Consider the following 24,250-nt stretch of genomic DNA (forward strand, 5'->3'; position numbering starts at 1 on the left):
GGGGAACTATTCCTCTGCCGCCGTCGCCCCTAGTCGAGCGGGCACTGGGGCGGTCAGCGGGAGGACCGCCAGCACGTACCCACCGGCCTGTGTGGGGCCGGCCTCGAATGAGCCACCCAGCTCCTCGGCCCGCTCGCGCATGGACCCCAGACCCACGCCTGGGCACCACGGCCTGATCGTGTGCTGCTGCGCCTCCGCCGGCTCTCGGCCCCCGCCAATGAGGGCGGGGCCCTGCGCTGTCGTCGGGCGGAACGCGACAGATCGTGCCGGTGATCGTGCCGGTTGTGCATGCGCGACGGGAGACACCCCCGGGCGGCGTGCTGGAATCAGTCCTACGGCGGAACGACCCGCCAGCCACCAAGCCCATCATCGGAGATGCCCCATGATCGAGAAGCTGACGACGCTGGAGAAGGCCGCCCTGTTGAGCGGCAAGAACGTCTGGGAGTCGCGGGACCTCCCACGGCACGGCGTCCCCTCGTTCTTCATGGCCGACGGCCCCCACGGCATCCGCAAGCAGGTCGGCTCAGGGGACCATCTCGGGCTGAACGCCTCGGAGCCGGCCACCTGCTTCCCGACCTCCGCGACGGTGGCGAACAGCTGGGATGTCGATCTGGCCGACGAGGTGGGCCACGCCCTCGGGCGCGAAGCACGTGCCCTTGACGTCGACGTCCTCCTCGGCCCCGGCCTCAACCTCAAGCGCAGCCCTCTGGGGGGACGCAACTTCGAGTACTTCTCCGAAGACCCCTACCTGAGCGGCAAGCTCGCCGCGGCCTACGTCCGCGGCATCCAGGCCGAGGGCGTGGCCGCGACCCCGAAGCACTTCGCGGTCAACAGCCAGGAGCTCCGCCGCATGGCGTCGGATTCCGTCATCGACGAGCGGACGCTGCGCGAGCTGTACCTCACTGCCTTCGAGATCGTGGTCCGCGAGGCCGCACCCAAGGCGCTCATGAGCTCATACAACCGCGTCAACGGCACCTACGCCCACGAGCACCGCCACCTGCTCACAGACATCCTCCGCGACGAGTGGGGCTTCGACGGCGTGGTGATCAGCGACTGGGGAGGCAGCAACGACGCCGTTGCCGCCGTCGCCGCCGGGGCCAATCTCGAGATGCCCGCCCCCGGCTTCGACTCGGTGCGCCAACTCGTCGAGGCTGTCCGCGAAGGCCACCTGTCCGAGGAGACTTTGACGGCCAGGGCCGCGGAGGTGGTGGCGCTCGCGCTCGGCGCCCGCCAGTCCCCGCGGCCGCAGGTTGACCGAAACGCCCACCACGACATCGCCCGCCGCGCTGCCGAGGAGTCGATGGTGCTGCTCCGCAACGAGGGCGCCATCCTTCCGTTGCCCGCCGGCACCACCGTCGCGCTCATCGGGGACATGGCCGACACCCCCCGCTACCAGGGCGCCGGCTCCTCCGCCGTCAACCCCACCCGCCTGACCAGCGCCCGCGAGGCCATCGAGGGCAGCGGGCTGGAGCTGGCCGCGTTCGCCCAGGGCTACCGTCGGCACTCCCCCGCCGACGAGGACCTGGAGCGCGAGGCTGTCGCGGCCGCGGGATCGGCCGACGTGGCGCTGCTCTACCTGGGACTCGACGAGATCAGCGAATCAGAAGGCGTGGACCGTCGGCACATCGACCTGCCCGACGCGCAGCTCTCCCTGCTGCGGGCCGTGGCCTCCGCCAACCCGAACGTGGTCGTGGTGCTCAGCGCCGGCTCAGTGGTGGACATGGGCTGGGCTGACCAGACCCGGGCCGTGCTGCACGGCTACCTCTCGGGCCAGGCCGGCGCCGAAGCCGCGATGCGCGTCCTGACGGGAGCCGTCACGCCGTCGGGCAAGCTCGCCGAGACCTACCCGATGGCCCTGACCGACACCCCGACCTTCGGGCGCTTCCCCGCCGAGGGCCGCTCGAGCGTGTACCGCGAGGGCCTGTTCGTCGGGTACCGCCACGCTGAGGCCGCAGGGCGCGCCGTCCGCTATCCGTTCGGCCACGGCCTCAGCTACACCAGCTTCAGCTACTCGGACCTCTCCGTGAGCGAAGCCGGCGCCGAGTTCACCGTTAGCAACACGGGTCCGGTGGCCGGTTCGGAGACCGCGCAGCTGTACGTCGCGACGCCGGGCAGCGCCGTCGTGCGCCCGGAGAAGGAGCTCAAGGGCTTCGTCAAGGTTCACCTCGCGCCGGGCGAGTCACGCCGCGTCACGATCGCCTTCGACAGCTACACCTGGCGCCACTTCGACATCGCCACCGGTGGTTGGGTGGCTGAGGACGCCACCCGCCGCGTCCTGGTGGGCGCCAGCTCGGCAGACGTGCGCCTGAGGGGAGAACTGCACATCCCCGGGGTGACCGTCACCGGCGCCATCGCACCCGCGACGCTGCGCACCGCCATGCTGCGCGGCCTCACTGACGACGAGTTCCGCGACCTACTGGGCATCACCGTCCACCCGGAGCACGCGGACGGCACAGTGGACCGTAATGACCCACTCAGCGATCTCCGACTGGGGCGGAGCCCGCTCGGCCGTTTCGCGCACTGGGCCCTGAACACCCTGCGCCTCCGCAGCGAGGCCAAGGGCGAGCCCGACCTCAACATCCAGTTCCTCTACAACATGCCCTTCCGTGCCCTGGGCAAGATGACCGGCGGCATGGTCAGCGACGAGATGGTCGACGGCATCGTCACCCTCGTCAACGGTCACCACATCCGAGGGCTGCGGATGATCATCGGCGGCTTCATCCGGGCCCGCCGCACCACCAAGAACCTCACGCGCCAGCTCACCGCGGCCCGCTGAACCCAAGGAGATCCACACGATGTTGACCAAGATCCGCTCCATGTGGGCGGGATTCAGCGAACGCCACCCCGAGCTGTCCAAGTTCCTCATGTTCTTCATCCTCAGCAACGGCGTCACCGTGCTGCAGATCGTGATCATGCCCGTGTTCCGGGGGATCTTCGGCCGCACGTCGCTGATCGACACCGACTTCCAGGTCTGGCCCATCGGCTCCAACGTCGACGGCTCGCAATACTTCGTCTTCGACTACGCCGCGGGCGCCCTGCCCGATGGGGGTGGGGGCCTCGCGTACTTCCTGGCCGTCCAGCTCGCCATCCTCATTGCACAGGTGATCAACTTCTTCGCCCAGCGCAACATCACCTTCAAGTCCAACACCAGCATCTGGCGGGCGGCCTTCTGGTACTTCGTCGCCTACCTCGTCATCACGCTGGTGGCCGCGGCGGCCCAGGGCTTCTACAAGGCGCCGATCTACACCTTCTTCATCGACACGCTCGGCTGGGGCCAGACCGGCGAGACCACTGCCGATGTCATCACGATGATCATCAACTCGGCCATCTCGTTCTGGGTCTTCTACCCCATCTTCAAGGTGATCTTCAAGCAGGAGCCCGTCGGCACCGACGAGGCACCTGCCGAGCAGCACACGGCCTGAGAGGATCACCCACTGTGACGACGCTGTCCCTGGTGGTGCCGAGCTACAACTCGGCCGCCTACCTGCACCGCTGCCTGGACTCGATGCTGCCGTTCGATGACGACGTCGAGGTGATCGTCGTCAACGACGGCTCCACCGACGACACGTCCTCGATCGCGCACGGCTACGCCGGGGCGCATCCCGGCCGGGTCAGGGTCGTCGACAAGCCCAACGGGGGGCACGGGTCGGCCGTCAACGCAGGGCTCGACGCCGCCGCGGGCCGGTACTTCAAAGTGGTCGACAGCGACGACTGGCTGGATCGCGGTGCCCTCGCCTCGCTACTGGCCGTCCTTCGCGCCCAGGGCGACGAGCCGGTTGATCTGGTGGTGAGCAACTTCGTCTACGAGAAGGAGGGCAGAAGTCGCCGGCACGCGATGCGTTACCGCAACGTCCTTCCCCAGGGCCGCGAGTTCTCCTGGCGGGAGGTGGGACGATTCCGCCCCAATCAGGGGCTCCTGATGCACTCGCTGACCTACCGCACCGCAGTCCTGCGCTCATCCGGCATGCGGCTGCCGGAGCACACGTTCTACGTGGACAACCTCTTCGCCTTCGTGCCGCTGCCCTTCGTGCGGCGCCTGCAGTACCTCGACGTGGACCTGTACCGCTACCACATCGGCCGGGCGGACCAGTCGGTCAACGAATCCGTCATGCTGCGGCGGCTGGACCAGCAGCTGCGCGTCAACCGGCTGATGATCGAAGCCCTGCCCGACGCGGAGTCCACCAACCCTGCCCTGCACCGCTACCTGGTGCACTACCTGGGGTTGATCTGCGCGGTGTCGTCGATCATGCTGATCCGCGCGGGGCAGCCTGAGCACCTCCGGCAGAAGCGGGATCTGTGGCGCGACCTCCGGGGAGCCCACGCTTCGGCCCACCGGCGGCTGCGGCGCAGCGGCGTCGGCGCCCTGGTGAACCTGCCAGGCAAGGCGGGTCGGACGGTCTCCGTGTGGGCCTACCTCGCGGCGCAGCGCGCTGTCGGCTTCAACTGAGCGGCAGCAGCACCGTGCACTTGAACCAGTTGTCCTGGGCCGCGACGATGGCCTGACCGCCGTACTTCTCGGCGGCGAAGCGGATGCTCTTGAGCCCCAGCCCGTGGGTGCCGCCCACCTTTCGGGTGGCCAACTCTCCTTCCAGGTACTGCAGCTGCCCGTCGAAGTAGTTCTCGAACTTGCAGACCACGAAGCGGGCCTGGTTGAAGACCGCCACGCGGATGATGCGGTGCTCAGGATCCTCCAGTCGCGACACGGACTCGATGGCGTTGTCCAAGGCGTTGCCGAGGATGCTGGCCAGGTCCATCACCTCGACGAAACCCAGGGCTGTGCCGTCCGCCACGCAGGTGAAGTTGATCCCGCGTGAACGGCAGTAGCGGGCCTTCGAGGTGAGAACCGTGTCGAGAACCGGGTTGCCGGTGTCGAAGGCTGCTCCGAACTCGTTCAGTGTGTCTCCGAGGGTGTCCAGGTGCCGCCCGCGCCGCTCCGGATCTACCTCTGCACGGATCACCTCCAACTGGTGCTTGAGATCATGGGCGGCGCGGCTCACCATGTCGATGTCCCGCTTGGCGGCCAGATACTGGTCGTGCTGGGTGCGCAGAATCCCATCCATGGCAGCGAGTTCAAGATCGGCGCGCTGCTTGCGTAGCTGCTCGTGCTGGGCATAGAGGGCGATGTAGCCAGCAAGATCCACCAACGTGCGGATGTAGAACACCTCGATGGAGATCGCCCCACTGAACGGCGTGTTGGGCGTGATGAAGCTGAGGTTGCTGAGCGCGAACGTCGTCACCGCCATGGCGACGGCGATGGCGAGCATGCGGGGACCGACGGCCGGCGCCGTCCCGTCGAAGTGCCGGCGCTCAAGGATATGGGCCGCACCGAATGCCACCGCGTAGAGGATCAGCAGCACGATCGTCGGAACCAGGCCCGTGACCCCGGGTTCGGGGTGGAAGTAGAACGCGTGGATCTGCCACTCGAGCGAGGCCACAAGCTCGGCCAACACGAACGCGCGAGCGGCGACGTAGCCGACATCGCGGGGGCCGACCGTCGTGGTGACGGCGATGAAGGCGCACATGGCTGCGACCGCCAGCAGCATCCCGACCGTCCACAGCTGGATCGGGAGTGTGCCGGCGAACAGCTGCACGGAGACGAGGACCACGAGGCCCACGAAGGAGGTGGCAACGGTCCCCACCACCCCCCACCGTCGTGGCAACACCAGGATGTAGACCACGCACGCCAGCCATTCGGCCAGCCCTGTGATCTCGCGAGGGATGTTGGGCAGGACCTCAGTCACGCCGGGTGTCCCCCGAAGTGGCCGGTGAGCGCCTCGAGGAACGGCTTCTTCCGGGAGCGGCTCACGGGCAGCGAGATTCCGCCGGTGAGCTTCGACTCGCCCTCGCTGAAGCCCTCGACGTGACGCAGGTTGACCAGCAGGAAGCTGTTGGAACGGAAGAAGCCACGGGGCTCGAGTTGGGCGGACATCTCCTTGAGGGTGCCGATCATCGACAGCTTGCCGTCGCTGGTGTGGAACACAAGCCGATGCTTGATGCTCTCGATGTAGACCACGTCGACCAGGTTGACGCGGAGCACCTCACCGCCCACGCTGAGCACGATGTGGTCGTCGCGGGCGCGGTCGAGGCGCTGCAGCGAGCGCTTGAGCTCCTGGGAGAACGCGAAGTAGGGCACAGGCTTGAGGAGGTAACTCATCGCGTCCACCTCGTAGCCCTTGATGGCGAACTGCGCCATGTTGGTGACGAAAATGAGGATGACACCCGGGTCAACCTCGCGGATCAGCCGGGCGGTGGCGAAGCCGTCGAGGTTCTCCATCTGGACGTCGAGAAAGATGATGTCGAAGCGGGGACGGTAAGCGGCCGTGAGTTCAGAGCCGTCGGCGAACTCCTCCACGACGAACTGGCCAGCGTTCTCATGCTCGTAGCGGGCCAGGTAACTCTGCAGGAGGTGGCGGCTCTCCTCCTGGTCGTCGACAACTCCGATGCGGATCATGCGCCCTCCTCCCGGGTCCCACACATTATCAACCGGCACCTGGCGTGGCGCTGGTAGCCTCGCCCACAACTGGTTCCCGGGAGGACAGATGGATCTGTTGGTGGTGGGGTCGGGCCTGTTCGGGTTGACCATCGCGGAGCGGGCGGCAGCTGAGCTCGGGCTGCGGGTCGTCGTCGTCGAGTCGCGGGACCACATCGGTGGAAATGCCTGGAGCACGGTGGACGAGGCTACCGGCATCGAGGAGCACCGCTACGGCGCGCACATCTTCCACACCTCCAACGACAGCGTCTGGGGGTACGTCAACAGGTTCACGGAGTTCACGCCCTATGAGCACCGTGTCTACGCCCGCCACCGCGGAGAGGTGTTCCCGCTGCCGATCAACCTCGGCACCATCAACCAGTTCTTCCGCTCGGGCCTTGGCCCCGACGAGGCCCGCAGGCTCATCGATGAGCAGGCCGGCGAGCTGGCAGGCCGGGAGCCCGGCAACCTCGAGGACAAGGCCATCTCGCTGATCGGCCGGCCGCTGTACGAGGCGTTCATCCGGGGCTACACCGCCAAACAATGGCAGACCGATCCCCGGGACCTGCCCGCGTCCATCATCACGCGGCTGCCGGTGCGGTTCACCTACGACAACCGCTACTTCAACGACACCCACCAGGGCATGCCTCGGGACGGCTACGCGGCGTGGCTGCAGCGAATGGCCGAGCACCCGCGCATCGACGTCAGGCTGGGCGTGGAGTTCCTCGAACGCGGGCACGAGTTCAGCCGGGAGACCGCCGTGGGCCAGGTGCCGGTGGTGTACACCGGTCCGTTGGATCGTTACTTCGGTCACCGCTACGGGGCGCTCGGCTGGCGCACGCTGGACTTCGACCGCCAGGTCCTCGACGTGTCGGACCATCAGGGCACCGCGGTGATCAACGAGTGCGACGAGGACGTGCCCTACACCCGGACGTTGGAGTTCAGGCACTTCCACCCGGAGCGCACGCACCGGTCCGGCACCGTCGTCGTGCGGGAGTACTCCCGCTTCGCGGAGGCGGGCGACGAGCCGTTCTACCCCGTCTCGACGGCAGACGACAGGGCCCGGCTGGAGCAGTACCGAGGGGCTGCGGCCAACGAGCCGCAGGTGCTCTTCGGCGGACGGCTGGGGACCTACCAGTACCTGGACATGCATATGGCCATCGGCTCAGCGCTCAGCCGCTTCGACAACACGGTGCGCGGCTGGTTCACCTGATCATCCGCGCCGATCCGCGATGGAGGGCACAAATGCACACAGGTGCGGGACCCGCGAGGGCCCCGCACCTGTGTGCGTTGGAGGGATGGGTCAGCTCGCTCCGGAGCCTGCCTCCGTAGTGGCGCTGTGGCGGCGCACCCGACGCCACACCAGGAACCCGCCGAGGAGCACGAGCGCGCCCAGGACGGCCGTGACCGCGTACTGGATGTAGACCCAGGTAGGTGGCGTGTAGTCGACAGTCGTCCCCGGGGCGAGACCGTTCATCGCGTTGGAGTTGGCAACCGTGTACAGGATGTTCTGGGTCGCGTTGCGGATATCGGTGACCGCCTTGGCCGAAGAGGTGTCGCTGAAGGACTTCGACGGCTGGAAGGTCAAGGTGAGATCCGTGCCCGCGCTGATCGACTGGTTCGGGTTCATGTAGGGGTAGAGGTTGAAATCCGAGATGGCGAAGCCCTCGAAGCCCCACTCGGTGCGGAGGACGTTGGTCATCAGCGCCTCCGAGCCCCCCGCCCAGGTTGACCCGATCCGGTTGAACGAGCTCATGACACCGCCCGCGCCGATGGTGGTGTCCTCGACGGTGCCGTTCTCGTCGGCGATGTAGGTGACATCCATCGTGATGTCCTTGACCGCCATCTCGAACGGCTTCAGGTACAGCTCACGGATGGTCTGTTCGTTCGCCCAAGTGGCGATGCCGTTGTTGACGCGGTTCGTCTCCTGCTCGTTGAGCGCGAAGTGCTTGAGCATCGTGTAGACGCCCTTCTCCGCGACGCCGTCGGCCACCGCGGTGAGCAGTGCGCCGGACAGGAGCGGGTCCTCCGAGTAGTACTCGAAGTTGCGGCCGCCGAACGGGGAGCGGTGCAGGTTGGCTGCGGGTGCATACCAGCCGTTGATCCCCTTCTGGAGCGCCTCGTTGCCGAGCATCCGGCCCATCGCGGTGCCGAGATCGACGTCCCAGGTCTGGGCGATGAGGAACTGCGAGGGGTACGCCACGCCGTTGATCGAGGAGTTGATGAAGGAGGAGAAGCCGGCCGGGCCGTCCGGCTCCAGCGTCTGCGGCTTGGCGATCGACCCGATGCCTGCGGTCTGGTAGGCGCCGTTGAGCAGCAGGTCGGTCATCTCGCCCACGGTGAGGGAGTCCATGATCTCCTCCCACTTCGGGTCGTCCTTCGCGAGCCCGCGCATGTCGACGAGCGTCAGGTCGGAATCCTCTCCGAGGGCCGGCTTCTCACCGTCGAACTCTGCGGCGGCTGCCTCATGATCCCACGGAGCGAACCCGGCCACGACGGCCTCGTCGGCGACGAACATGTCGGGGGTCGGCGCCTGCGGGAAGGTACCCGCGAAGTCCGCCCGCGACAGCGAGAGGATCTTGCCGTCCTGGGGCTCGTTGGTGAAGGCGGCCGAGACATCGTCGAACTGGTTGGTCACTTCGGCGAGGTCGGTCGTCCGGTGGTCGTCGCCGGAGTAGACGACGTCATCTGCCACGGTGTAGGTGATGGGTTCGACGCCGTCCGCGAGGGTGTGTGAATCGGTGCGGAGGCTGATCTCGTAGTCGCCTGCCTCGAGCACGTACGCGCGGTTGTCGAGGTGGTCGTAGGACGCCATCTCCTCCACGGCGATCTCGAGGGTCAGGGTCTCGGACGCACCGGGCTCGAGCAGCCCCGTCTTGTCGAATGCCCCGAGCACAACCTCGGACTTCTCGATGCCGCCGGGGGTATAGGGCGCGGTGTAGTACAGCTCGACGACGTCCTTGCCCGCCTCGTCACCGGTGTTGGTGACCTCGACCTCCACGGACACGGTCCCGTCGAGATCGCCCGCCTCGCTGGAGACGATCTCCCACTCGAAGTCGCTGTAGCTGAGGCCGTACCCGAACGGGTAGACCACTGCGTCGTCGTAGTCGATGAAGCCCTCGGCCGCTGCCGTCTCGTAGTAGCGGTAGCCGATGTAGATGCCCTCGGCGTAGTTCACGAACGGCGCGTCAGAGGTGAGCGTGGCGTTGGAGGTGGCCTGCTCCACGGCCGAGATCGGGAAAGACGCCTCGATGTTGTCGTAGATGAAGTCACCGAAGTTCGCGAACGTCGGGTCAGCAGTGAAGTCGGCTGCCCAGACATCGGCGGTGCGACCGGAGGGGTTCACCTCGCCGTTCAGGATCTTGCCCAGTGCCGAGAGACCGGTTGCGCCCGGCGAACCGGCCAGGAGGACCGCGTCGATCCCCGGGTCGTCCTGGATGTCACCCATCTCGATGGTCGTCGAGGAGTTGACCACGACCACCACCGTCTCGAAGGACTCCTTGGCGAGCTCAAGGAGGTCCCGCTCATCCTGGTTCAGCTCCAGCTGGTGCTGACCATCGACGGCGTTGGCGTCCCAGTCGGTCATGTCCCGCGACAGGTCGCCGCCCTCGCCGCCGGGGCGGCCGATGTAGACGATCGCCGCATCGGAGTAGTCCGCGAACGAGGCCTGGTGTGCCTCATAGTCCGCGACGACGAGCTCGCCGATGTTGTAGCTGGAGGCTCCGGGGTTGTCCATCTCGATGTGGCCCCGCTTGTTCTCGGCGACGAACGCCTCGATGGCGGCGTAGACCTGGTCGTTGACCTCGAACCCGGCGTTCTCAAGACCGCCCCGTGCGGTCACCGCGGACCTCGTGTCCACGGAGCCGGAGCCGGCGCCGCCGAAGACCGGGTCAGCCGCAGCCCGGCCCAGCATCGTGACCCGCGAAGCCGGTGCGAGCGGCAGAGCGCCCGCCTCGTTCTTCGCCAGGACGATGCCACCGGCGGCGATCTCCTCGACGAGCTCCTTGGCTGCCGCGTCGACCTCCTCCATGCTGGCGAAGTCGGAGGTGTAGTACTCGGTGTCCCACTCCGCCGACTCCTCGGAGTTGGTGAATGTGTAGGTGCCGGACCCGAGCTGGGACTCGACCCAGCCACCCCCCGCGACGAGCGCCGCGTTCACGGCGACGATCAGCGCGGTCACGGTGGCGAGCACGGGGATCCAGATCCACAGGAACTTCTTGTTCGACATGGGCGCCTTCTGGCGACCGGTGTCCTTCTTGGGTCGGGCGTTCACTTCTTCTCTCCTTCGAGTACGAGCGGCGTGGGGAGTCCTCTGGTAGGACTACTCGGTGACCTCGGTGATGGTGCCGTCCTGGTCGATCTGCCAGGTCTTTCCGGTCTCGGCGGAGTCGGCCTCGATGGTGAAGTCGCCGCCATCGATCTCGATGGTCCCCTGCACGCGGGAGGTGGCCTCGGAATAGGTGTACGGCATCACGAGGAGCCCGTACTTGACGGTGGGCGCATCGACGTCGCTGGCCAGCATGACCTGGGCCCAGTCGTCGTCCTCGAGCGCCTCGAGAACAGTGAGGCGGGCGTTCTCCAGGTCCTCGGCGACGTCGACGGTGGCCGCGACGTCAGAGGCGGTGCTCTGCGAGGCGCTGCCGGAACCGTTGTCGCTGGAGCACGCGGTGGCCCCGAACACGCCGGTAAGCGCGATGAGCAGTCCCAGTCCGGTGGTCATGATCTTGTTGGTCTTCACTTCTACTCCTTGGGTCTCTGGTCCCGGGCTGGTCCCAGGGCCTGTGGTGGGGTGGCCGGCAGGAAATCCCACCGGCCACCCTTCAGGTAGTGCGTCAGCCGGCGATCGGGCCGGCGTAGTTCAGGCCGAAGCCATAGTCGTAGACGTTGCCGTTGGCGTCGGTGTAGGGCGTCATGTCCTTGGCGACGTCTTCCTGCTGGGCCTCAACAGTGTCCATGTTGATCGGGAACTGAATCGGCAGGCGGCCCTGGGGCTCGTACAGGCCCAGGGAGACCTCGATGAGGGCCTGGTCGCTCGTGCCGAACCCGACGACGATAGCGTCAGACTTCGCCTCGAACTCAGCCGGGACGACCGGGTTGGTCGCCTTGAGGACGGTGACGACAGGGATGTCCTTGCCGCTCGTCTCCACGGCGGCCACCGCACGCTCGAACGCGTCAAGGTCGGCCTCGTTCGCGATCCGCGAGGTGTTCCCGAAGTAGGAGCGGTTCTGCTTGGTGCCATCGGGAAGGATGTCACCCGAGATGGACTCCTTGCGCACGTTCTCGCCGTCGGCGGTGTACGGGCGGTACTGGAGGGACAGCGGGTACCACTCGTCGGTCTCGAGGTCGTGGCCGATGTTGGAGAAGTTACCGCCGTTGTCCGGGCTGTCCATGCCGACCAGGACGAGGTCCACGTTGCTCAGGTCGGGGGCGGTGTAGCTGGTGACCACACCCTCTGCGTCGGTCACGGCCTCGTCGGTGACGACGGTGCCGAAGTACTGCTCGGCCGTCTCGATGTCGACACTCGGGCCCTCGGTGTACTCGCCGGGGCCGAAGGCGCTGGCGAAGCCGTTGCTGTAGGAACGCGGGATGTAGACGGTCTTGTCCGACCAGTCAGCGGCCTCGGCGGCGGCGATGGTGCCGCCGGCGTTCTTGACCATCACGACGGAGTCGAGCTGCGCGGCGTAGCCGGCCTCGACCTTGTCATCGCTGGCGAGGATCTCCGCTGAGACCTCGGGGTCCAGGAAGGCGCTCTCGTACAGGCCGGGGTTGAAGAGCATCGAGAGGATGCGCGCGCCCGACTCCTGGAAGCGGGTTTCGGCGTCCACCTCAAGCTCGCCGGCCTCGAACTTCTGCTGCCACAGATCGGCGGCCTCCAGGAGGAAGGTCGCGTCGTTGACGCCACCGAACATGTCGTGGCCGGTGCCGAGCACCTCGAGGTACCGCTCAGCGGGGGCCAGGTCCTCTGCGCCCCAAGCCATGCCGAACGGAACGCCTTCATCGCTGGCCCCGCTCATGACGCCCCAGTCGGTGACGACGACGCCCTGGTAGGAGTTGTCCTCACGCAGGATTGACATGCGCCCGTTGTCGTAGGCGGTGCCGACGCGCTCGCCGAACAGCGGCTCGCCGTCAGCGTCCAGAGCGATCGAGTAGGCGGTCATGACGGCCGCGGAGTCGAGCGAGCCGAGGAAGCCCGCGGCGTGCTCGTCGAAGTTGTCACCGGGGTAGACGCCGTACTTGCCTGCGTCGGTGTGACCTTCGCGGCCACCCTCGCCCGGTCCGTCGCCGGCCCAGTGCTTGATCATGGCGTTGACAGACTCGGAGCCCCAGACGTCCTCGCCGCCGGTGCCCTGGAAGCCATCCACGTAGGCCGCGGCCAGCTCGGTGTTCTGGTCGACGTCCTCGCCGAAGGTGCCGCCGACTCGCAGCCAGCGGGGCTCGGTGGCCAGATCGATCTGGGGGCTCAGCGCCGTCGCGATACCGAGCGCGCGGTACTCAGCGGAGGCCATTTCACCGAAGTTCGCCGTGTGCTCGGCGTTGAAGGTGGCCGCAAGCCCGAGGCTGGAGGGCCAGCGGGAGATGTCCGCGCCTTCAGCGTTGTAGCCGCCGGAACCCGCGGTCGAGCGCGGATCGGAGCTGAAGTTGACCGGCACGTAGGGCAGGTCCGCCGTGGCAAGGGTCTCGACGTAGGCCTGCATTTCGTTGACCCAGGGGACGGTGACGGCCGCATCGCTACCGGCGGCGTTGAGCACGTTGCGCAGGTTGGACTCGGACAGGTAGGTCTTCTGCGCGTCGGTCAGGCCGTCGGCGGGGGTGCGCTCGTGGGAGCTGAACAGCATGAGCCCGGCGATCTGCTCGATCGACATTCCGTCGGCGAGGGCCGCAGCACGCTCGGTTGCCTCGAGGCGCCAGTCCTCCCAGGTGTCGAGCTCGCCGTTGGCGTTCATGTCCTTGAACGCGTAGGTGGCGCCGTCGATCTCCTCTTCGAGCAGCGTGATGCCGCTCTCGGAGCCATACGACAGGACAGGTCCGTCACCGGGGTTCTCGACGACCATGAACGTGGTGTCGCCGTCGGTGACCTCACGCTCGGTGTAGCTGCCCGTCGCGGCCGACTCTGACGTCGGCGCGGGGGACTCGGACTGCCCGGGATCCGCGGTGCATCCCGCGAGCGCCATGGCTGCGATGCCTGCGAAGGCCATGATCCGAACTGAAGAACGCTTCATCGGACGCCTCCCGCAATCGCGTGCTGGTGAACCATCATCACTCTCTCCTCGTTGAGTGTCGCGGGCCGATGACGGGGCGGCCGGGAGGTGGACGCTTCTGTGTCCGCAACCCGTCCCGACCAGCCGTCACGGCCCTGGTAGGACTAGGCACCCGCGTCGTTAGCCAACTTCCGTTGTTGCCAGCTGGCACATATCGGGTAGTCGGAGTCACGCCACGTGGGCCGAGACACACTCAATCAGCCCCGAAATCCTCTGTCGGGGACGTGAGCACAACCTGTCGGTCTGTGCGCACAACCTGCGCGCTGCGCCCACGGGCGGAACGAACGCAGGGTAGCTGCCGGGGCTGAGCCTGGCGTCGGTCGCCGGGGGGATGACCGGGTGCTCCGCGGGGGGCGAGGGCTGCCCCCGGGTCACTGGGCCGGGAGACACAGAGACGGGGCCGCCCGAAGGCGACCCCGTCCCGCTAGTGGTAATGCCAGGCGTGGCGTCAGTGACGCTCTGCCCTGAAGTTGAACCTATCGGCGAAGCTCGTCGTTCTCGATCAAGTCGCCGGGGCCTTCATTGGCCTTACCGATGGTCTCTTGATTCTGACATTCGCAACCCATACTTTGCCTCCCGAAATGTAGCTAACAGGACATGGACCACGGTACCCCTCCCCTCCAAGCAAGGGAAGGGTTCGGAGACTATCGGCGATGCCGGCCGAGTCACCCTCAGACGGTGCGCAGCTGGAACGCGCTCCAGGTGGCGCAGAGCGAGGTCACATGATCGTCGACGAACGCGACGTGTGCCGGTGCTGCGAGGTAGTTGCGCCAGGCCTGCTCGTCGGCGAACTCGGCGACGATTCCGACCTCCGCATTGCCGGGGTTGAGCCCCAGGTCCGCACCTGAGCGGAAGGACTCGACGCCCTCGATCTTTTCGGGGAGCTCCGCCATCGCGGCGATGAGCGCTCCGCGCTGCTCAGGCGTGGCGTCGGGGGTGAACTGCATGTTCCAGACGTGGGTGATCATGTTCTGCTCTCTCTGTGGGTGGTGGCCGCTGGCGGCTGAGTTGTTCGATCGGTGGGTGGGTGTGCTCAGTTCAGGTTCTCGGCAGCGAGCCAGTCGGCCGCGATCTCCGCGGGGGCGAGTTCCTCGTCAACACTGCGTAGATTCAGGCCCACGAGATCGTCGGCGGACATCGCTGCGCTGATCGCGTTGATGATGGCCGCTGCCTCGTCATCGATGTCGTCGCTGGCGACCGGCACGACGTGGGAGGCGAGGAAGAGCCCCTCCGTGTCGGTCAGGCTGACCAGATCGTTCTTCTGCATGGACGGATCAGCGGTGTAGATGATGGCCAGCTGGATGTCGCCGTCCTGAAGGGCCTTGACGGTCAGCGGGCCGCCGCCGTCTTCGATGGGGGTGAAGGCGACAGTGACGCCGTAGGTGGCCTCCAACCCACTGGGACCGTTGGGGCGGGCCTCCCCCTCGGAGTTGCCGCCCAGCGTGAGGGGGTCGCTCACCTTGGCCAGGTCTGCGATGGTCTCCAGACCCCACTGCTCGGCGAAGGCGCGGGTGACGGTGTAGGAGTCCTGGTCCGTGGCCGGGGACTGATCCAGGAGCCTCAGCCCCTCAGGGGTGGCGTCCTGGAGGGCGGTGTAGACCTCGTCCGCAAGCCGGGCCTCGGTGTCCGGCTCCCAGTACTGCAGCAGCGGACCCGTGTACTCGGGAAACAGGTCGATAGCGCCGGACTCGATCTCCGGGACGTACACCTCACGCTGGCCGATGCGGAACTCGCGGACGACCTCATGCCCGGCCGCTTCCAGGGCTTGGGCGTAGATCTCGGCGATGATCTCGTTGGAGTAGTAGTCCTGCGAGCCGATGACGATGGCCTCGGTCTCCCCGCTGGCGAGAGGCTCAGAGCCTCCGCAGGCGGTCAGGGCGACGGCCGCAGCAAGGCCCGCGGAGACGGCAGTAAGGGTGCGGAGCAAGGGCATGGGTTTCCTTCGGTCAGGCGCCAGGGGCCGGCGTCTCGGTGAGCGTGACCGGCCTGGTCCTGCTTGTGGGGAGGAGCCGGCCGATCGGGGAACACACCGAAGTGTATATATCGAATCGAGGTAACACGAATCGAGGTGTAGGGTGGGTTCGTGATCGAGTTGATGGTGCTGGGATTCCTGGCAGAAGGGCCGCTGCACGGCTACGAGCTGCGGCATCGGATGGAGCGGCTGCACGGCTATGCGCGAGCCATCAGCGATGGCACGCTCTATCCCGCGCTCAAGCGCCTGGAGGCGGCCGGCTTCGTGCGGCGGGACGATCCCTCCCCCGGTCGTGGGGCCGTGCAGCGGCAGACGTTGCGCCTGACCGGCGCCGGCTTGGAGGAGCTTCGGGCACGGCTGCGCGACGCCCGGGGCCACGACATCACCGACGGCGGCCGGTTCTTCGTCGTCCTCGCCTTCCTGTCCAACGTCCCCGCACTGGCCGACCAGCACGCAGTGTTGCGACGCCGATTCGCGTTCCTCGACGAGCCGGGAGTGGGATTCTTCTACGACGGGGACCGCGCCCTCGGCTTCGATGAGATCGACGATCCCTACCGTCGCGGGATCATGATGACCGCACGCGCGACCAGCCGCGCCGAGCGCGCATGGCTCCGCGAGACGCTGGAGGGCTCCCGATGACCCCCACGACGATGCGCGCGGTGGTGCTTGAAGCCCCGGGCCCTGTGGCCAACCTGCGTGTCCGCCAGATTCCGATCCCTGCGCCTCAGCCGGGCTGGGTACGCATCCGGATCCACGCGTTCGGGCTCAACCGCTCCGAACTGCACACCCGCCTCGGGCTCGCCGAGGGCGTCACGTTCCCGAGGGTCCCCGGCATCGAAGCCACAGGCGTGGTCGATCTCGCACCCGGTGGCGAGTTCGAGCCGGGACAGCAGGTGATGACCATGATGGGCGGCATGGGGCGTGTCTTCGACGGCGGCTATGCCGAGTACACCTGTGTGCCCGCCGGCCAGGTGATCGCGTTTCGTTCGGACCTGGGCTGGGCCACCCTCGCCGCCCTGCCCGAGATGCTCCAGACCGCGTACGGGTCCCTCACTGTGGGCCTGGATCTGCAGCCGGGCCAATCACTCCTCATCCGGGGGGGTCCTCATCGGTGGGGATGGCGGCCGCAGTCCTCGCCAAGCGACGAGGCGCGCTGGTGTTCGCCACCACCCGCGACCCGGCGAAGGCAGAGTCGCTTCGTGCCGTGGGAGTCGACCACGTGATCGTGGACGACGGCGAGGTCGCCGCGCACGTGCACCGCATCCTGCCCGACGGGGTCGACGCGGCGCTGGAACTCGTGGGCACGCCCACGCTCCCGGACACCCTGCGCTCCACCCGGGTACATGGCGTCGTCTGCTTCACCGGCATGCTGTCGAACCAGTGGACCGTGCGCGACTTCTACCCCATCGACTACCTGCCCCGGGGGGTCCGGCTGACCGCGTACTCGGGGGAGGCCGACGACCTGCCCACGGAGGTTCTTCAGGCGTTTCTCGACGATGTGGCCGCCGGCCGAGCCGTCGTCCCACTCGACCGCATCTTCACCCTCGATCAGATCCAGGAAGCCCACACTGTCATGGAGCAGGGAACCGCACGGGGAAAACTGGTCGTCACTCTGTGAAACGCCCCGACGATCTCACCGCCGTCGGGTCACCGCTGGGAGATGTCCTCCACCACGTCGCCGGTGGTGCGGGCATCGAGATCACGCGCCACGTCGGCCTGCGCGATGACGCCGACGAGCCTCCCCCCGTCGAGCACGGGGACTCGACGCACCTGCCGCTCGCCCATGATGCGGGCGACCTTCTCGGCATCGTCGTCGACGTCCACAGTCACGACGGCGCCCGTCGCGACCCCCGCCACGGTCGCGCTGGACGGGTCCAGGCCCTCGGCGATGCCTCGGACCACGATGTCGCGGTCGGTGACGACGCCGGCGAGGTGGTCGCCGTCGAGGATGGGGAGCGAGCCCACGTTGAGGTCCCGGAGCTGTTGCGCGGCCTCGGTGAGTGTCGCGGTGGGCGCAAGGGTCTCCGCCGGCGTGGTCATGATGTCGCGTGCTGTCTTCATCGTTCCTCCTACGGTGAGTGGCAGCCCTGACGGGCCACCCATCTCCCACGTACCCAGTGGGTGGGGATCCAAACGTCGGCGACGGCTGAGCGGGAGCGAGTCAACGCCAAGCGGCAGATCTGGTGGCGTAGTCGCCACCAAAAGCGCCTCCCAAGGATGGGCCGCCGCTAGCGGCGAACCCTCGAACGCTGAGCGGTGGATCTGGTGGCGTAGTCGCCACCAGAAGTGCCACCTCAGGACGGGCCACCGCTGGCGGCCGAACCGCGAACGCTGAGCGGCAGATCTGGTGGCGTCGCGGCGCTCGACGCAGTGCGCCAGGTGTTGTCCGTTCGCCTCACGGTGTTGTCCGCACTCCCCCATCACGAGGACAGCACGCGCTGGCGCGTGCAGGCTCGGACCGTGCATCGGCGAAAGAGCTTGACCCCAGCCCTCCTCACCCTGGCCAACTCCCAGGAGGGCGTCCTCACCACGCGCCAACTCATTGACGGTGGGCTCACCCGCGCGGTCATCGGCCGGATGGCCCGGTCTTGGGTCAACCCAGCGGACGGCCTGCACTGCATCAAGGAACCCACGTGGCAGGCCGTCGCTTGGGCAGGGCTGCTGCGCGGCGGTGAGTCGGCCATCCTCGGAGAGGACGCCGCGGCGCATCTTCACGACGCCGTCCGCGACGCGCCGTCGCGGATCGCGGTCTGGACCGAGGCCAGACGCGACGGCTTCACCGTCGGGCAGTGGACCGTGGTGTACCGACGGGGGACGAGGAAGGGGATGGGCAGCCCCCCACGGACGTCTGTGGAGACGAGTCTCGTCGATCTGGCCCGGGTCAGTTCTGAGGACGCGACTGTCGCGGCGGTGGCCCGTGCCCTCGCGCAGGGCCGGACGCTGCCAGCCAGGATCCTCACCGCGCTCGCCGCACGGCAACGGACCAGGCACTCGGCCGTCCTCAAGGAACTCTGCAGCCATGCCGGCCAAGGCATCGAGAGCGCCCTCGAATGGCGCTTCCAGACCCAGGTGCTGCTCCCACACGGGCTGCCGATGCCCGAGAAGCAGGTACCCACCATCGTCGGCCGCGGGGACGCGTTGTACCGAGACGCGCTGCTCGCCGTCGAGCTCGACGGCATGCGGGATCACACCGAATGGTCCAAGGACATGGCCCGCGACAACGAACGCCTCGTCGCGGAGGACACCGCCACCCTGCGCTACGGGTGGCAGGCGGTGACGCTCGAAACGTGCGCCGTCGCGGCTCAACTGGCCGATGCGCTGAGCGCGCGGGGCTGGGAAGGGGAGCGGCTCGACTGCCCACGCTGCCCTCCCGCCAAGGATGCGGATCTGGTCGCGTAGTCGCCACCACAAGTGCCGGCTAAGGATCGGCCCGCGGTCGACCGGGGGCCCGGAAATGCTGAGCGGCGGATCTGGCCGCGTAGTCGAGACCAGATCCGCCGCCTAGGCATCGGCAGGGATCAGCTGCTGAGCATGACCTGTCCGCCGGTGACCGGGATGGCTTGGCCGGTCTCGTACGCCTGCTCGACGATGTAGTACACCGCCCGCATGACATCCGCGCCGGTGGTGCCGCGACGCATCGGGACCTTCGCCTCGTAGAACTCGCGCACCTCCGCGACCGTGGTGGCGCCGGGGACCTTGCCGGAGCGCAGGTACTGCGCGAACAGCCCGCGGTCGGGGTCGGACCACAGGGGGCCGTCGTAGAAGTTGCCCGGGCAGATGGCGTTGACCTTCACGCCGTGCTCGACGAGCTCCAGCGCGAAGCTCTGCACCAGGCCGATTCCGCCGAACTTCGAGCCGGCGTAGGCGCCGTTCTTGTTCGAGCCCACCAGGCCGGACTTCGAGTTGATCTGGACGATGTCGGTCATCCAGCCGGGCGCCGCCTTGTGCTGGGCGGCCAGCAGGCGGCCCAGGTGCTTGGTGACGAGGAAGAACGCCGTGTAGTTGATGTCCGTGGTCAGCGCGAACGCGGACAGGTCCTGCTCCAGCACTCCCCCGGCGCGGACGATGCCCGCGTTGGAGATCACCAGGTCGAGCCCGCCCGTGGTGGCAGCAATCTGCTCCGCCATCGCCGCGACCGAGGCCTCGTCCGCCACGTTGACGGTGATCGCCGCGGAACGGTCGCCCAGCTCGGCGGCCAGGGCCGCCGCGCCGTCGCCGTTGAGGTCGGCGATGTAGACGAACGCGCCGGAGTCGACGAGCCCGCGCACGATCTCCGCGCCGAAGCCCTGCGCGCCGCCTGTGACCACGGCCACCTTCCCCGAGACGACGGCGGACCGCGAGGCCGCGCTGCGCGCCTCAGAGGAGCGTGCGCCGGGCAGCGGGGTGAGATCGCCGAGGGTCCGCGCCGAGAAGGCGTGGCGCTCCCCCGCCACCTCGACGACGACGTCGCCGGGGAGGGGGAGGTCGGCGTCGGCGAGGGCCTGGGGGAGGTCAGCGATCGTGGAGACCTTCTTAGGCTTCGAGGCCGACTGCGTCGGCACCTCAGCCAGCGGTGAGGGAGCCGCGCCCGGCTCAGCCAGCGAGGTCACGAGGACCGGGACCCCGTACTTGGCCAGGTAGGCGCCCCGGACCACCGGGGCGATGTCGACGATGCTCATGCCAGTACCTCTCGCTGGATCGAATCGAGGGCGAGGGACCTCATGCGAGTGCCCTCCTCAGTTGACTGACGCTTTCCTCGACGGTGGTCTCACCGGCCACGAGTGCCCGACCGAGCGCGCCGTAGCGCGACACCCGGTCCGTCAGCCGCAGGACCGCCAGCGGCGAATCCGGCGAGAAGAGACCCAGCGACGCGCTCACGTTCGCCAGCTGCTCGTGAGCGACCATCGCCCAGGTGGCGTCGTTGAGATGCGCCAGCTCGGGGCGCTGCAGCTCGGGGCAGTTGAAGACCTGGCGGGGCGTGTTGATGTCCACCCCGGAGACCTCCAGCATCCCGTGCTCGGCGGCCAGCTCGGCCACGCGGGCCATCTGCTCGGCAGTGTTGCGCGGCGGCATGTAGGTGATGGCCGGCATGCCCATGCGTTCCAGCTCGACGAACAGCTCCGCCAGGAAGTCGTCCTCGAACTTCTCCGCCTTCTTGTCCCCCGTCGGCGACGCGGTGACGTCGCCCAGGTAGGCGTAGCACGGGATGGCGTCCACGGACTTGGCGAAGGCGATCACCTCCGCCATGCTCGGGGACTCGCCGCCGTCCTCGAGACGCTCCGGGATCACGTAGATCTGGTCCAGGAACTCGGCCTTCATCACGCCCAGCAGGTCGAAGACCAGGTGCGGGTTGTCTGGATCCGCCAGCTGGTCCGCAACCTTGCCGGACAGGTTCAGCCCCATCTCGGCCAGGCCGTCGACCAGTGACTGCCCCGGCCCGAACCGCTCGATGAGCTTCGAGGCCATGGCCGCCAGGAGGTGACGCTCGGTCACCGTCCCGCCGCGCAGGAACTGCGACCGCTCGACGATGTCCTCCTCCAGGTCGATCAGCGGCGCGCCGAGGCGGCCGAGGATCTTGTTGGCCCGCTCCACCATCGCGGCGGTGCGCTTGAGCCGCGCCTCGCGGATGGGCACCAGGTACTCGGCCACCTTGTCGCGCGACGAGGCGGGGATGCCCTGGACCGTCATGTAGGCGATGCCCGCGGTGTCCGGGTTGTTCAGCTTGCGGGTGTGCATCGGCGCGTTGCCCGAGGCCACCTCGTCGGCGGTGTGCACGTAGACGCGGCACTCGAAGCCGGTCACCGCGCCCATGCCGAGCAACGAGGCCGCCTCCGCCATCTCCGCGGCGGCCGCCCCGGAGTCGTGGTCCACCGAACCCACCACCATCAGACCGGCCTCACGTGCCCGCAGCGCGGCCATCGCCGGCGTGTACGGGCTGAAGCTGTAGATGGTGTGGACGTGGTTGTTGGACTCGGTGACGAACTCCGGGAACTCCGGGCCGTCCTGCAGGTACTCCCGCAGGGCGGCCAGGCGCTCGGCCGGCATGGCCGTCGGATCGTTGATCACGTCGCGGGACATGGCTCAGAGCCCCAGCCGGGAGCGACGCGCAAGCTCGGCGTTGGTCTGGTTGGTGGTGGGCACGTGACCCTTGAGCGGGAGGATCCGCTCGTGGATGGCGTCGATCAGCCAGTCGGGCTGGGGGAAGAACTCCTTCTCCAGCTCGGCTGCCGGGGTGATCGCGTTGCGCGAGCCCACCACGGTGACGGGGGCGTCGAGGTGGTCGAACGCCAGCGTCTGGATGGACGAGGCCACGTTGTGCAGGAAGGACCCGCGGTCCACCGCGTCCGAGGTGAGCACGAGGCGTCCGGTCTTCTTCACGGACTCGACGATCGGGTCCAGGTTGAGCGGCGCGACGAAGCGGAGATCGATCACCTCGGTGGAGATGCCGTACTTCTCCTGAAGCAGGTCGGCGGCCTCCATCACGCGGTACAGCGTGGGGCCGATCACCGCGATGGTGAGGTCGGTGCCCTCGCGACGCACCACCGGCTCGCCCTCGGGGACCTCGTAGTAGCCCTCCGGCACGCCGTCGGCCGCGAACTGCTCGGCCACGTCGTAGAGCAGCTGGGACTCGAAGAACATCACCGGATCCGTGCCGCGAAGCGCCAGGTTCATCATGCCCTTGGCGTCGTACGGGGTGGAGGGGTAGTAGACCTTGAGCCCGGGCATGTGGGCCACGAGCGCGGACCAGTCCTGGGAGTGCTGGGCGCCGTACTTGGAGCCCACGGACACGCGCATGACCAGGGGCATCGTGAGGAGGCCGGCGGACATGGACTGCCACTTGGCGGCCTGGTTGAAGATCTCGTCGCCCGCGCGGCCCAGGAAGTCGCAGTACATGAGCTCGACGATGGCGCGCCCACCCGAGAGGGCGTAGCCGACCCCGGCGCCGATGATGGCGGCCTCGGAGATGGGCGAGTTGAACAGGCGGTGGTACGGCAGCAGCTCGGTGAGACCGCGGTAGACGGCGAACGCGCCACCCCAGTCGCGGTTCTCCTCGCCCCAGCCGGCCATGGTGGGGTCGATGGCGAAGCGGTGCGCCACGGCCTCGAACAGGGCGTCGCGGTAGGAGTAGGCCTTCGCCTTGGAGACGGGCTTGCCGTTCTCGTCAGTGGCCTTGCGGACCTTGTTCTTCAGCGACTTGACGCGGGCGTTCTCCTCCAGCGGCTCGAGCAGCTCGGCCTCACCCTCGGCCATGGCCTCAACGTTGCCGTTGGAGAACATGACGGTCTCGATGAAGTCCATGCCGACGCGGGGGCTGGACTCCTCGTCCTTCGTCGCGATGGCGATCACCTTGGTGAGGCGCTCGTCGAACTTCGCCTGGATGTCGTCGACCTCGCCCTGGCTCAGCACCTTGTTCTCGACGAGGTAGGCCGCGTAGTTCTTGAGGCCGTCGTGGGTCTCCCACAACTCCACCTCCTCGCGGGTGCGGTAGGAGGAGGCGTCCGACGGCGAGTGGCCGGAGAAGCGGTAGGTGATGGTGTCGGTGAGCACCGGGCCCTTGCCGGACTCGAGGATCTGGCGCTTGCGGGCGACGGCGTCGGCCACGGCGAGCGGGTTGAGGCCGTCGACGCGCTCCGAGTGCATCGCCTCGGGGTTCACGCCGGCGCCGACGCGGGCGAGGATGTCGTAGCCCATGGTCTCGCCGGAGGTCTGGCCACCCATGCCGTAGAAGTTGTTGAAGAAGTTGAACCAGATCGGCGGGTTGCCGTCGACGCCGTGCTTCCACAGGGTGCGGTACTGGTCCATGGCCGACATCATCATGGCCTCCCACACCGGGCCACAGCCCATGGAGGCGTCGCCGATGTTGGCGATCACGATGCCGGGCTGGCGGTTGATCCGCTTGAACAGCGCCGAGCCGGTGGCGATGTCGGCCGAGCCGCCCACGATGGCGTTGTTGGGCATCGAGCCGAACGGCGCGAAGAAGGCGTGCATGGAGCCGCCGAGGCCGCGGTTGAAGCCGGCCTTGCGGGCGAAGGTCTCCGCCACGGTGCCGTAGAGGATGAAGTTCTCGGCCAGGTCCAGCAGGCCGTCGTGGTCCACCTTCTCGGCGAAGCCGAGGGTCTCGCCGTCGAGGAAGGTGGTCATGATCTTCTCGAGTTCGGCGGGGTCCAGCTTGCGGGCCGCGGAGTAGCACTTGGCGAGGATCTCGCCGTGGCTACGGTGCGAGCCGAAGAGGAAGTCCGTGGGGTCCAGCTGCGAGGCCTGGCCGACGACCGCCGACTCCTGGCCGATGGAGAGGTGGGCAGGGCCCTTGTGGTTGTACTCCACCCCGTTCCAGGCGCCGGTGGTCTTGATCGAGTTCAGCATGGTCTCGAACTGACGCACCGCGATCATGTCGTGGAGGATGTCGACGAGGCCGTCCTTGCCGTGTGTCTCAAGCTCCGCGGCGAAGTTGGGCTGGTACTGGTTGACGGGGATGTCGGGCGTGGTGATGAACGACGCCGAGCGGACAGTGCTCGGATCGACGACGAGGGTGCGTGGCATGTGTGGCTGCTCCTGATTTCTTGTCTGTGG

At 67.7% G+C, this 24,250-nt stretch carries 19 protein-coding genes; 8 read left to right on the forward strand and 11 right to left on the reverse strand.

Features of this window, described 5'->3' with window-relative positions; genetic code table 11:
* Positions 1 to 382 precede the first annotated feature (382 nt).
* From ACX1D1_RS14220 to ACX1D1_RS14230, 3 genes are read left to right on the forward strand one after another with little or no spacing between them, the layout of a single operon-like run.
* The gene (locus ACX1D1_RS14220; RefSeq protein ID WP_459054998.1) at positions 383 to 2,776 is read left to right on the forward strand and encodes a glycoside hydrolase family 3 C-terminal domain-containing protein; all 2,394 of its coding nucleotides are present in this window, start codon (positions 383 to 385) and stop codon (positions 2,774 to 2,776) included.
* Positions 2,777 to 2,795: 19 nt separating this feature from the next.
* The gene (locus tag ACX1D1_RS14225; RefSeq protein ID WP_459055000.1) at positions 2,796 to 3,422 is read left to right on the forward strand and encodes a GtrA domain-containing protein; all 627 of its coding nucleotides are present in this window, start codon (positions 2,796 to 2,798) and stop codon (positions 3,420 to 3,422) included.
* A 14-nt stretch (positions 3,423 to 3,436) separates the two neighbouring features.
* Positions 3,437 to 4,447 carry a glycosyltransferase family 2 protein gene (locus ACX1D1_RS14230; RefSeq protein WP_459055001.1) on the forward strand — a complete coding sequence of 337 codons (1,011 nt, stop codon included), beginning with the start codon at positions 3,437 to 3,439 and terminating at the stop codon, positions 4,445 to 4,447.
* Here the strand turns inward: ACX1D1_RS14230 and ACX1D1_RS14235 are convergent.
* Both ACX1D1_RS14235 and ACX1D1_RS14240 read right to left on the reverse strand, forming a co-directional pair.
* Positions 4,440 to 5,741: a sensor histidine kinase gene (locus ACX1D1_RS14235; RefSeq protein ID WP_459055003.1), complete on the reverse strand. Its 1,302-nt coding sequence runs from the start codon at positions 5,739 to 5,741 to the stop codon at positions 4,440 to 4,442. The two genes, ACX1D1_RS14230 and ACX1D1_RS14235, sit on opposite strands and share 8 nt — an antisense overlap.
* Positions 5,738 to 6,451 (reverse strand): LytR/AlgR family response regulator transcription factor, encoded by a 714-nt coding sequence (locus ACX1D1_RS14240; protein ID WP_459055005.1) that lies wholly within the window; start codon positions 6,449 to 6,451, stop codon positions 5,738 to 5,740. Before ACX1D1_RS14240 ends, ACX1D1_RS14235 begins: the two co-directional genes overlap by 4 nt.
* Before the next feature lie 88 nt (positions 6,452 to 6,539).
* Between ACX1D1_RS14240 and glf the strand changes: the two genes are divergently transcribed.
* The gene (gene glf / locus ACX1D1_RS14245) at positions 6,540 to 7,682 is read left to right on the forward strand and encodes a UDP-galactopyranose mutase (protein WP_459055007.1); all 1,143 of its coding nucleotides are present in this window, start codon (positions 6,540 to 6,542) and stop codon (positions 7,680 to 7,682) included.
* Between the two features lie 90 nt (positions 7,683 to 7,772).
* On the opposite strand, the gene ACX1D1_RS14250 is transcribed toward glf, so the two are convergent.
* From ACX1D1_RS14250 to ACX1D1_RS14270, 5 genes are all read right to left on the reverse strand, one after another.
* Positions 7,773 to 10,742, reverse strand: coding sequence for a glycoside hydrolase family 3 C-terminal domain-containing protein (locus ACX1D1_RS14250; protein ID WP_459055009.1), 2,970 nt, complete (start codon positions 10,740 to 10,742; stop codon positions 7,773 to 7,775).
* 48 nt (positions 10,743 to 10,790) lie between these two features.
* On the reverse strand, positions 10,791 to 11,207 hold the full coding sequence (locus ACX1D1_RS14255; RefSeq protein WP_459055011.1) for a hypothetical protein: 417 nt from the start codon (positions 11,205 to 11,207) through the stop codon (positions 10,791 to 10,793).
* 94 nt (positions 11,208 to 11,301) lie between these two features.
* Positions 11,302 to 13,689, reverse strand: coding sequence for a glycoside hydrolase family 3 N-terminal domain-containing protein (locus ACX1D1_RS14260; protein WP_459055013.1), 2,388 nt, complete (start codon positions 13,687 to 13,689; stop codon positions 11,302 to 11,304).
* A 710-nt stretch (positions 13,690 to 14,399) separates the two neighbouring features.
* Positions 14,400 to 14,696 (reverse strand): Dabb family protein, encoded by a 297-nt coding sequence (locus ACX1D1_RS14265; protein WP_459055015.1) that lies wholly within the window; start codon positions 14,694 to 14,696, stop codon positions 14,400 to 14,402.
* Positions 14,697 to 14,761: 65 nt separating this feature from the next.
* Positions 14,762 to 15,661, reverse strand: a complete 900-nt coding sequence (locus ACX1D1_RS14270; RefSeq protein WP_459055017.1) for an ABC transporter substrate-binding protein — start codon at positions 15,659 to 15,661, stop codon at positions 14,762 to 14,764.
* 150 nt (positions 15,662 to 15,811) lie between these two features.
* Here ACX1D1_RS14270 and ACX1D1_RS14275 point away from each other — a divergent pair, with 150 nt between their 5' ends.
* From ACX1D1_RS14275 to ACX1D1_RS14285, 3 genes are read left to right on the forward strand one after another with little or no spacing between them, the layout of a single operon-like run.
* Positions 15,812 to 16,339 (forward strand): PadR family transcriptional regulator, encoded by a 528-nt coding sequence (locus ACX1D1_RS14275; RefSeq protein ID WP_459055019.1) that lies wholly within the window; start codon positions 15,812 to 15,814, stop codon positions 16,337 to 16,339.
* Complete coding sequence (locus ACX1D1_RS14280; protein ID WP_459055021.1) at positions 16,336 to 16,923, forward strand: alcohol dehydrogenase catalytic domain-containing protein; 588 nt, start codon at positions 16,336 to 16,338, stop codon at positions 16,921 to 16,923. Before ACX1D1_RS14275 ends, ACX1D1_RS14280 begins: the two co-directional genes overlap by 4 nt.
* Positions 16,818 to 17,318 carry a zinc-binding dehydrogenase gene (locus ACX1D1_RS14285; protein WP_459055023.1) on the forward strand — a complete coding sequence of 167 codons (501 nt, stop codon included), beginning with the start codon at positions 16,818 to 16,820 and terminating at the stop codon, positions 17,316 to 17,318. The genes ACX1D1_RS14280 and ACX1D1_RS14285 overlap by 106 nt, the downstream gene beginning before the upstream one ends.
* Before the next feature lie 29 nt (positions 17,319 to 17,347).
* On the opposite strand, the gene ACX1D1_RS14290 is transcribed toward ACX1D1_RS14285, so the two are convergent.
* Positions 17,348 to 17,761 carry a CBS domain-containing protein gene (locus ACX1D1_RS14290; protein WP_459055025.1) on the reverse strand — a complete coding sequence of 138 codons (414 nt, stop codon included), beginning with the start codon at positions 17,759 to 17,761 and terminating at the stop codon, positions 17,348 to 17,350.
* 399 nt (positions 17,762 to 18,160) lie between these two features.
* On the opposite strand from ACX1D1_RS14290, the gene ACX1D1_RS14295 reads away from it, so the two are divergent.
* The gene (locus ACX1D1_RS14295; protein ID WP_459055027.1) at positions 18,161 to 19,099 is read left to right on the forward strand and encodes a putative endonuclease domain-containing protein; all 939 of its coding nucleotides are present in this window, start codon (positions 18,161 to 18,163) and stop codon (positions 19,097 to 19,099) included.
* Between the two features lie 119 nt (positions 19,100 to 19,218).
* On the opposite strand, the gene ACX1D1_RS14300 is transcribed toward ACX1D1_RS14295, so the two are convergent.
* Genes ACX1D1_RS14300 through ACX1D1_RS14310 form a run of 3 tightly spaced genes read right to left on the reverse strand, consistent with a single transcriptional unit; the run spans position 19,219 to position 24,220 of the window.
* A complete protein-coding gene (locus ACX1D1_RS14300; RefSeq protein ID WP_459055029.1) occupies positions 19,219 to 20,358 on the reverse strand; it encodes an SDR family NAD(P)-dependent oxidoreductase in 1,140 nt (379 codons plus the stop codon).
* Positions 20,359 to 20,398: 40 nt separating this feature from the next.
* Positions 20,399 to 21,757 (reverse strand): PHP domain-containing protein, encoded by a 1,359-nt coding sequence (locus ACX1D1_RS14305; protein ID WP_459055031.1) that lies wholly within the window; start codon positions 21,755 to 21,757, stop codon positions 20,399 to 20,401.
* Between the two features lie 3 nt (positions 21,758 to 21,760).
* A complete protein-coding gene (locus tag ACX1D1_RS14310; protein WP_459055033.1) occupies positions 21,761 to 24,220 on the reverse strand; it encodes an alpha-ketoacid dehydrogenase subunit alpha/beta in 2,460 nt (819 codons plus the stop codon).
* Positions 24,221 to 24,250 lie beyond the last annotated feature (30 nt).

This window comes from Tessaracoccus luoxuelianae (assembly GCF_054483915.1).

Excerpts from the sequence above, each read along its gene's own strand:
- ACX1D1_RS14270 (WP_459055017.1), bottom strand. The coding sequence starts at position 15,661 with ATGCCCTTGCTCCGCACCCTTACTGCCGTCTCCGCGGGCCTTGCTGCG.
- ACX1D1_RS14220 (WP_459054998.1), top strand. The coding sequence starts at position 383 with ATGATCGAGAAGCTGACGACGCTGGAGAAGGCCGCCCTGTTGAGCGGC.
- ACX1D1_RS14290 (WP_459055025.1), bottom strand. The coding sequence starts at position 17,761 with ATGAAGACAGCACGCGACATCATGACCACGCCGGCGGAGACCCTTGCG.
- ACX1D1_RS14265 (WP_459055015.1), bottom strand. The coding sequence starts at position 14,696 with ATGATCACCCACGTCTGGAACATGCAGTTCACCCCCGACGCCACGCCT.
- ACX1D1_RS14305 (WP_459055031.1), bottom strand. The coding sequence starts at position 21,757 with ATGTCCCGCGACGTGATCAACGATCCGACGGCCATGCCGGCCGAGCGC.
- ACX1D1_RS14285 (WP_459055023.1), top strand. The coding sequence starts at position 16,818 with ATGGCGGCCGCAGTCCTCGCCAAGCGACGAGGCGCGCTGGTGTTCGCC.
- ACX1D1_RS14280 (WP_459055021.1), top strand. The coding sequence starts at position 16,336 with ATGACCCCCACGACGATGCGCGCGGTGGTGCTTGAAGCCCCGGGCCCT.
- ACX1D1_RS14310 (WP_459055033.1), bottom strand. The coding sequence starts at position 24,220 with ATGCCACGCACCCTCGTCGTCGATCCGAGCACTGTCCGCTCGGCGTCG.
- ACX1D1_RS14240 (WP_459055005.1), bottom strand. The coding sequence starts at position 6,451 with ATGATCCGCATCGGAGTTGTCGACGACCAGGAGGAGAGCCGCCACCTC.
- ACX1D1_RS14260 (WP_459055013.1), bottom strand. The coding sequence starts at position 13,689 with ATGAAGCGTTCTTCAGTTCGGATCATGGCCTTCGCAGGCATCGCAGCC.
- glf (WP_459055007.1), top strand. The coding sequence starts at position 6,540 with ATGGATCTGTTGGTGGTGGGGTCGGGCCTGTTCGGGTTGACCATCGCG.
- ACX1D1_RS14300 (WP_459055029.1), bottom strand. The coding sequence starts at position 20,358 with ATGAGCATCGTCGACATCGCCCCGGTGGTCCGGGGCGCCTACCTGGCC.
- ACX1D1_RS14225 (WP_459055000.1), top strand. The coding sequence starts at position 2,796 with ATGTTGACCAAGATCCGCTCCATGTGGGCGGGATTCAGCGAACGCCAC.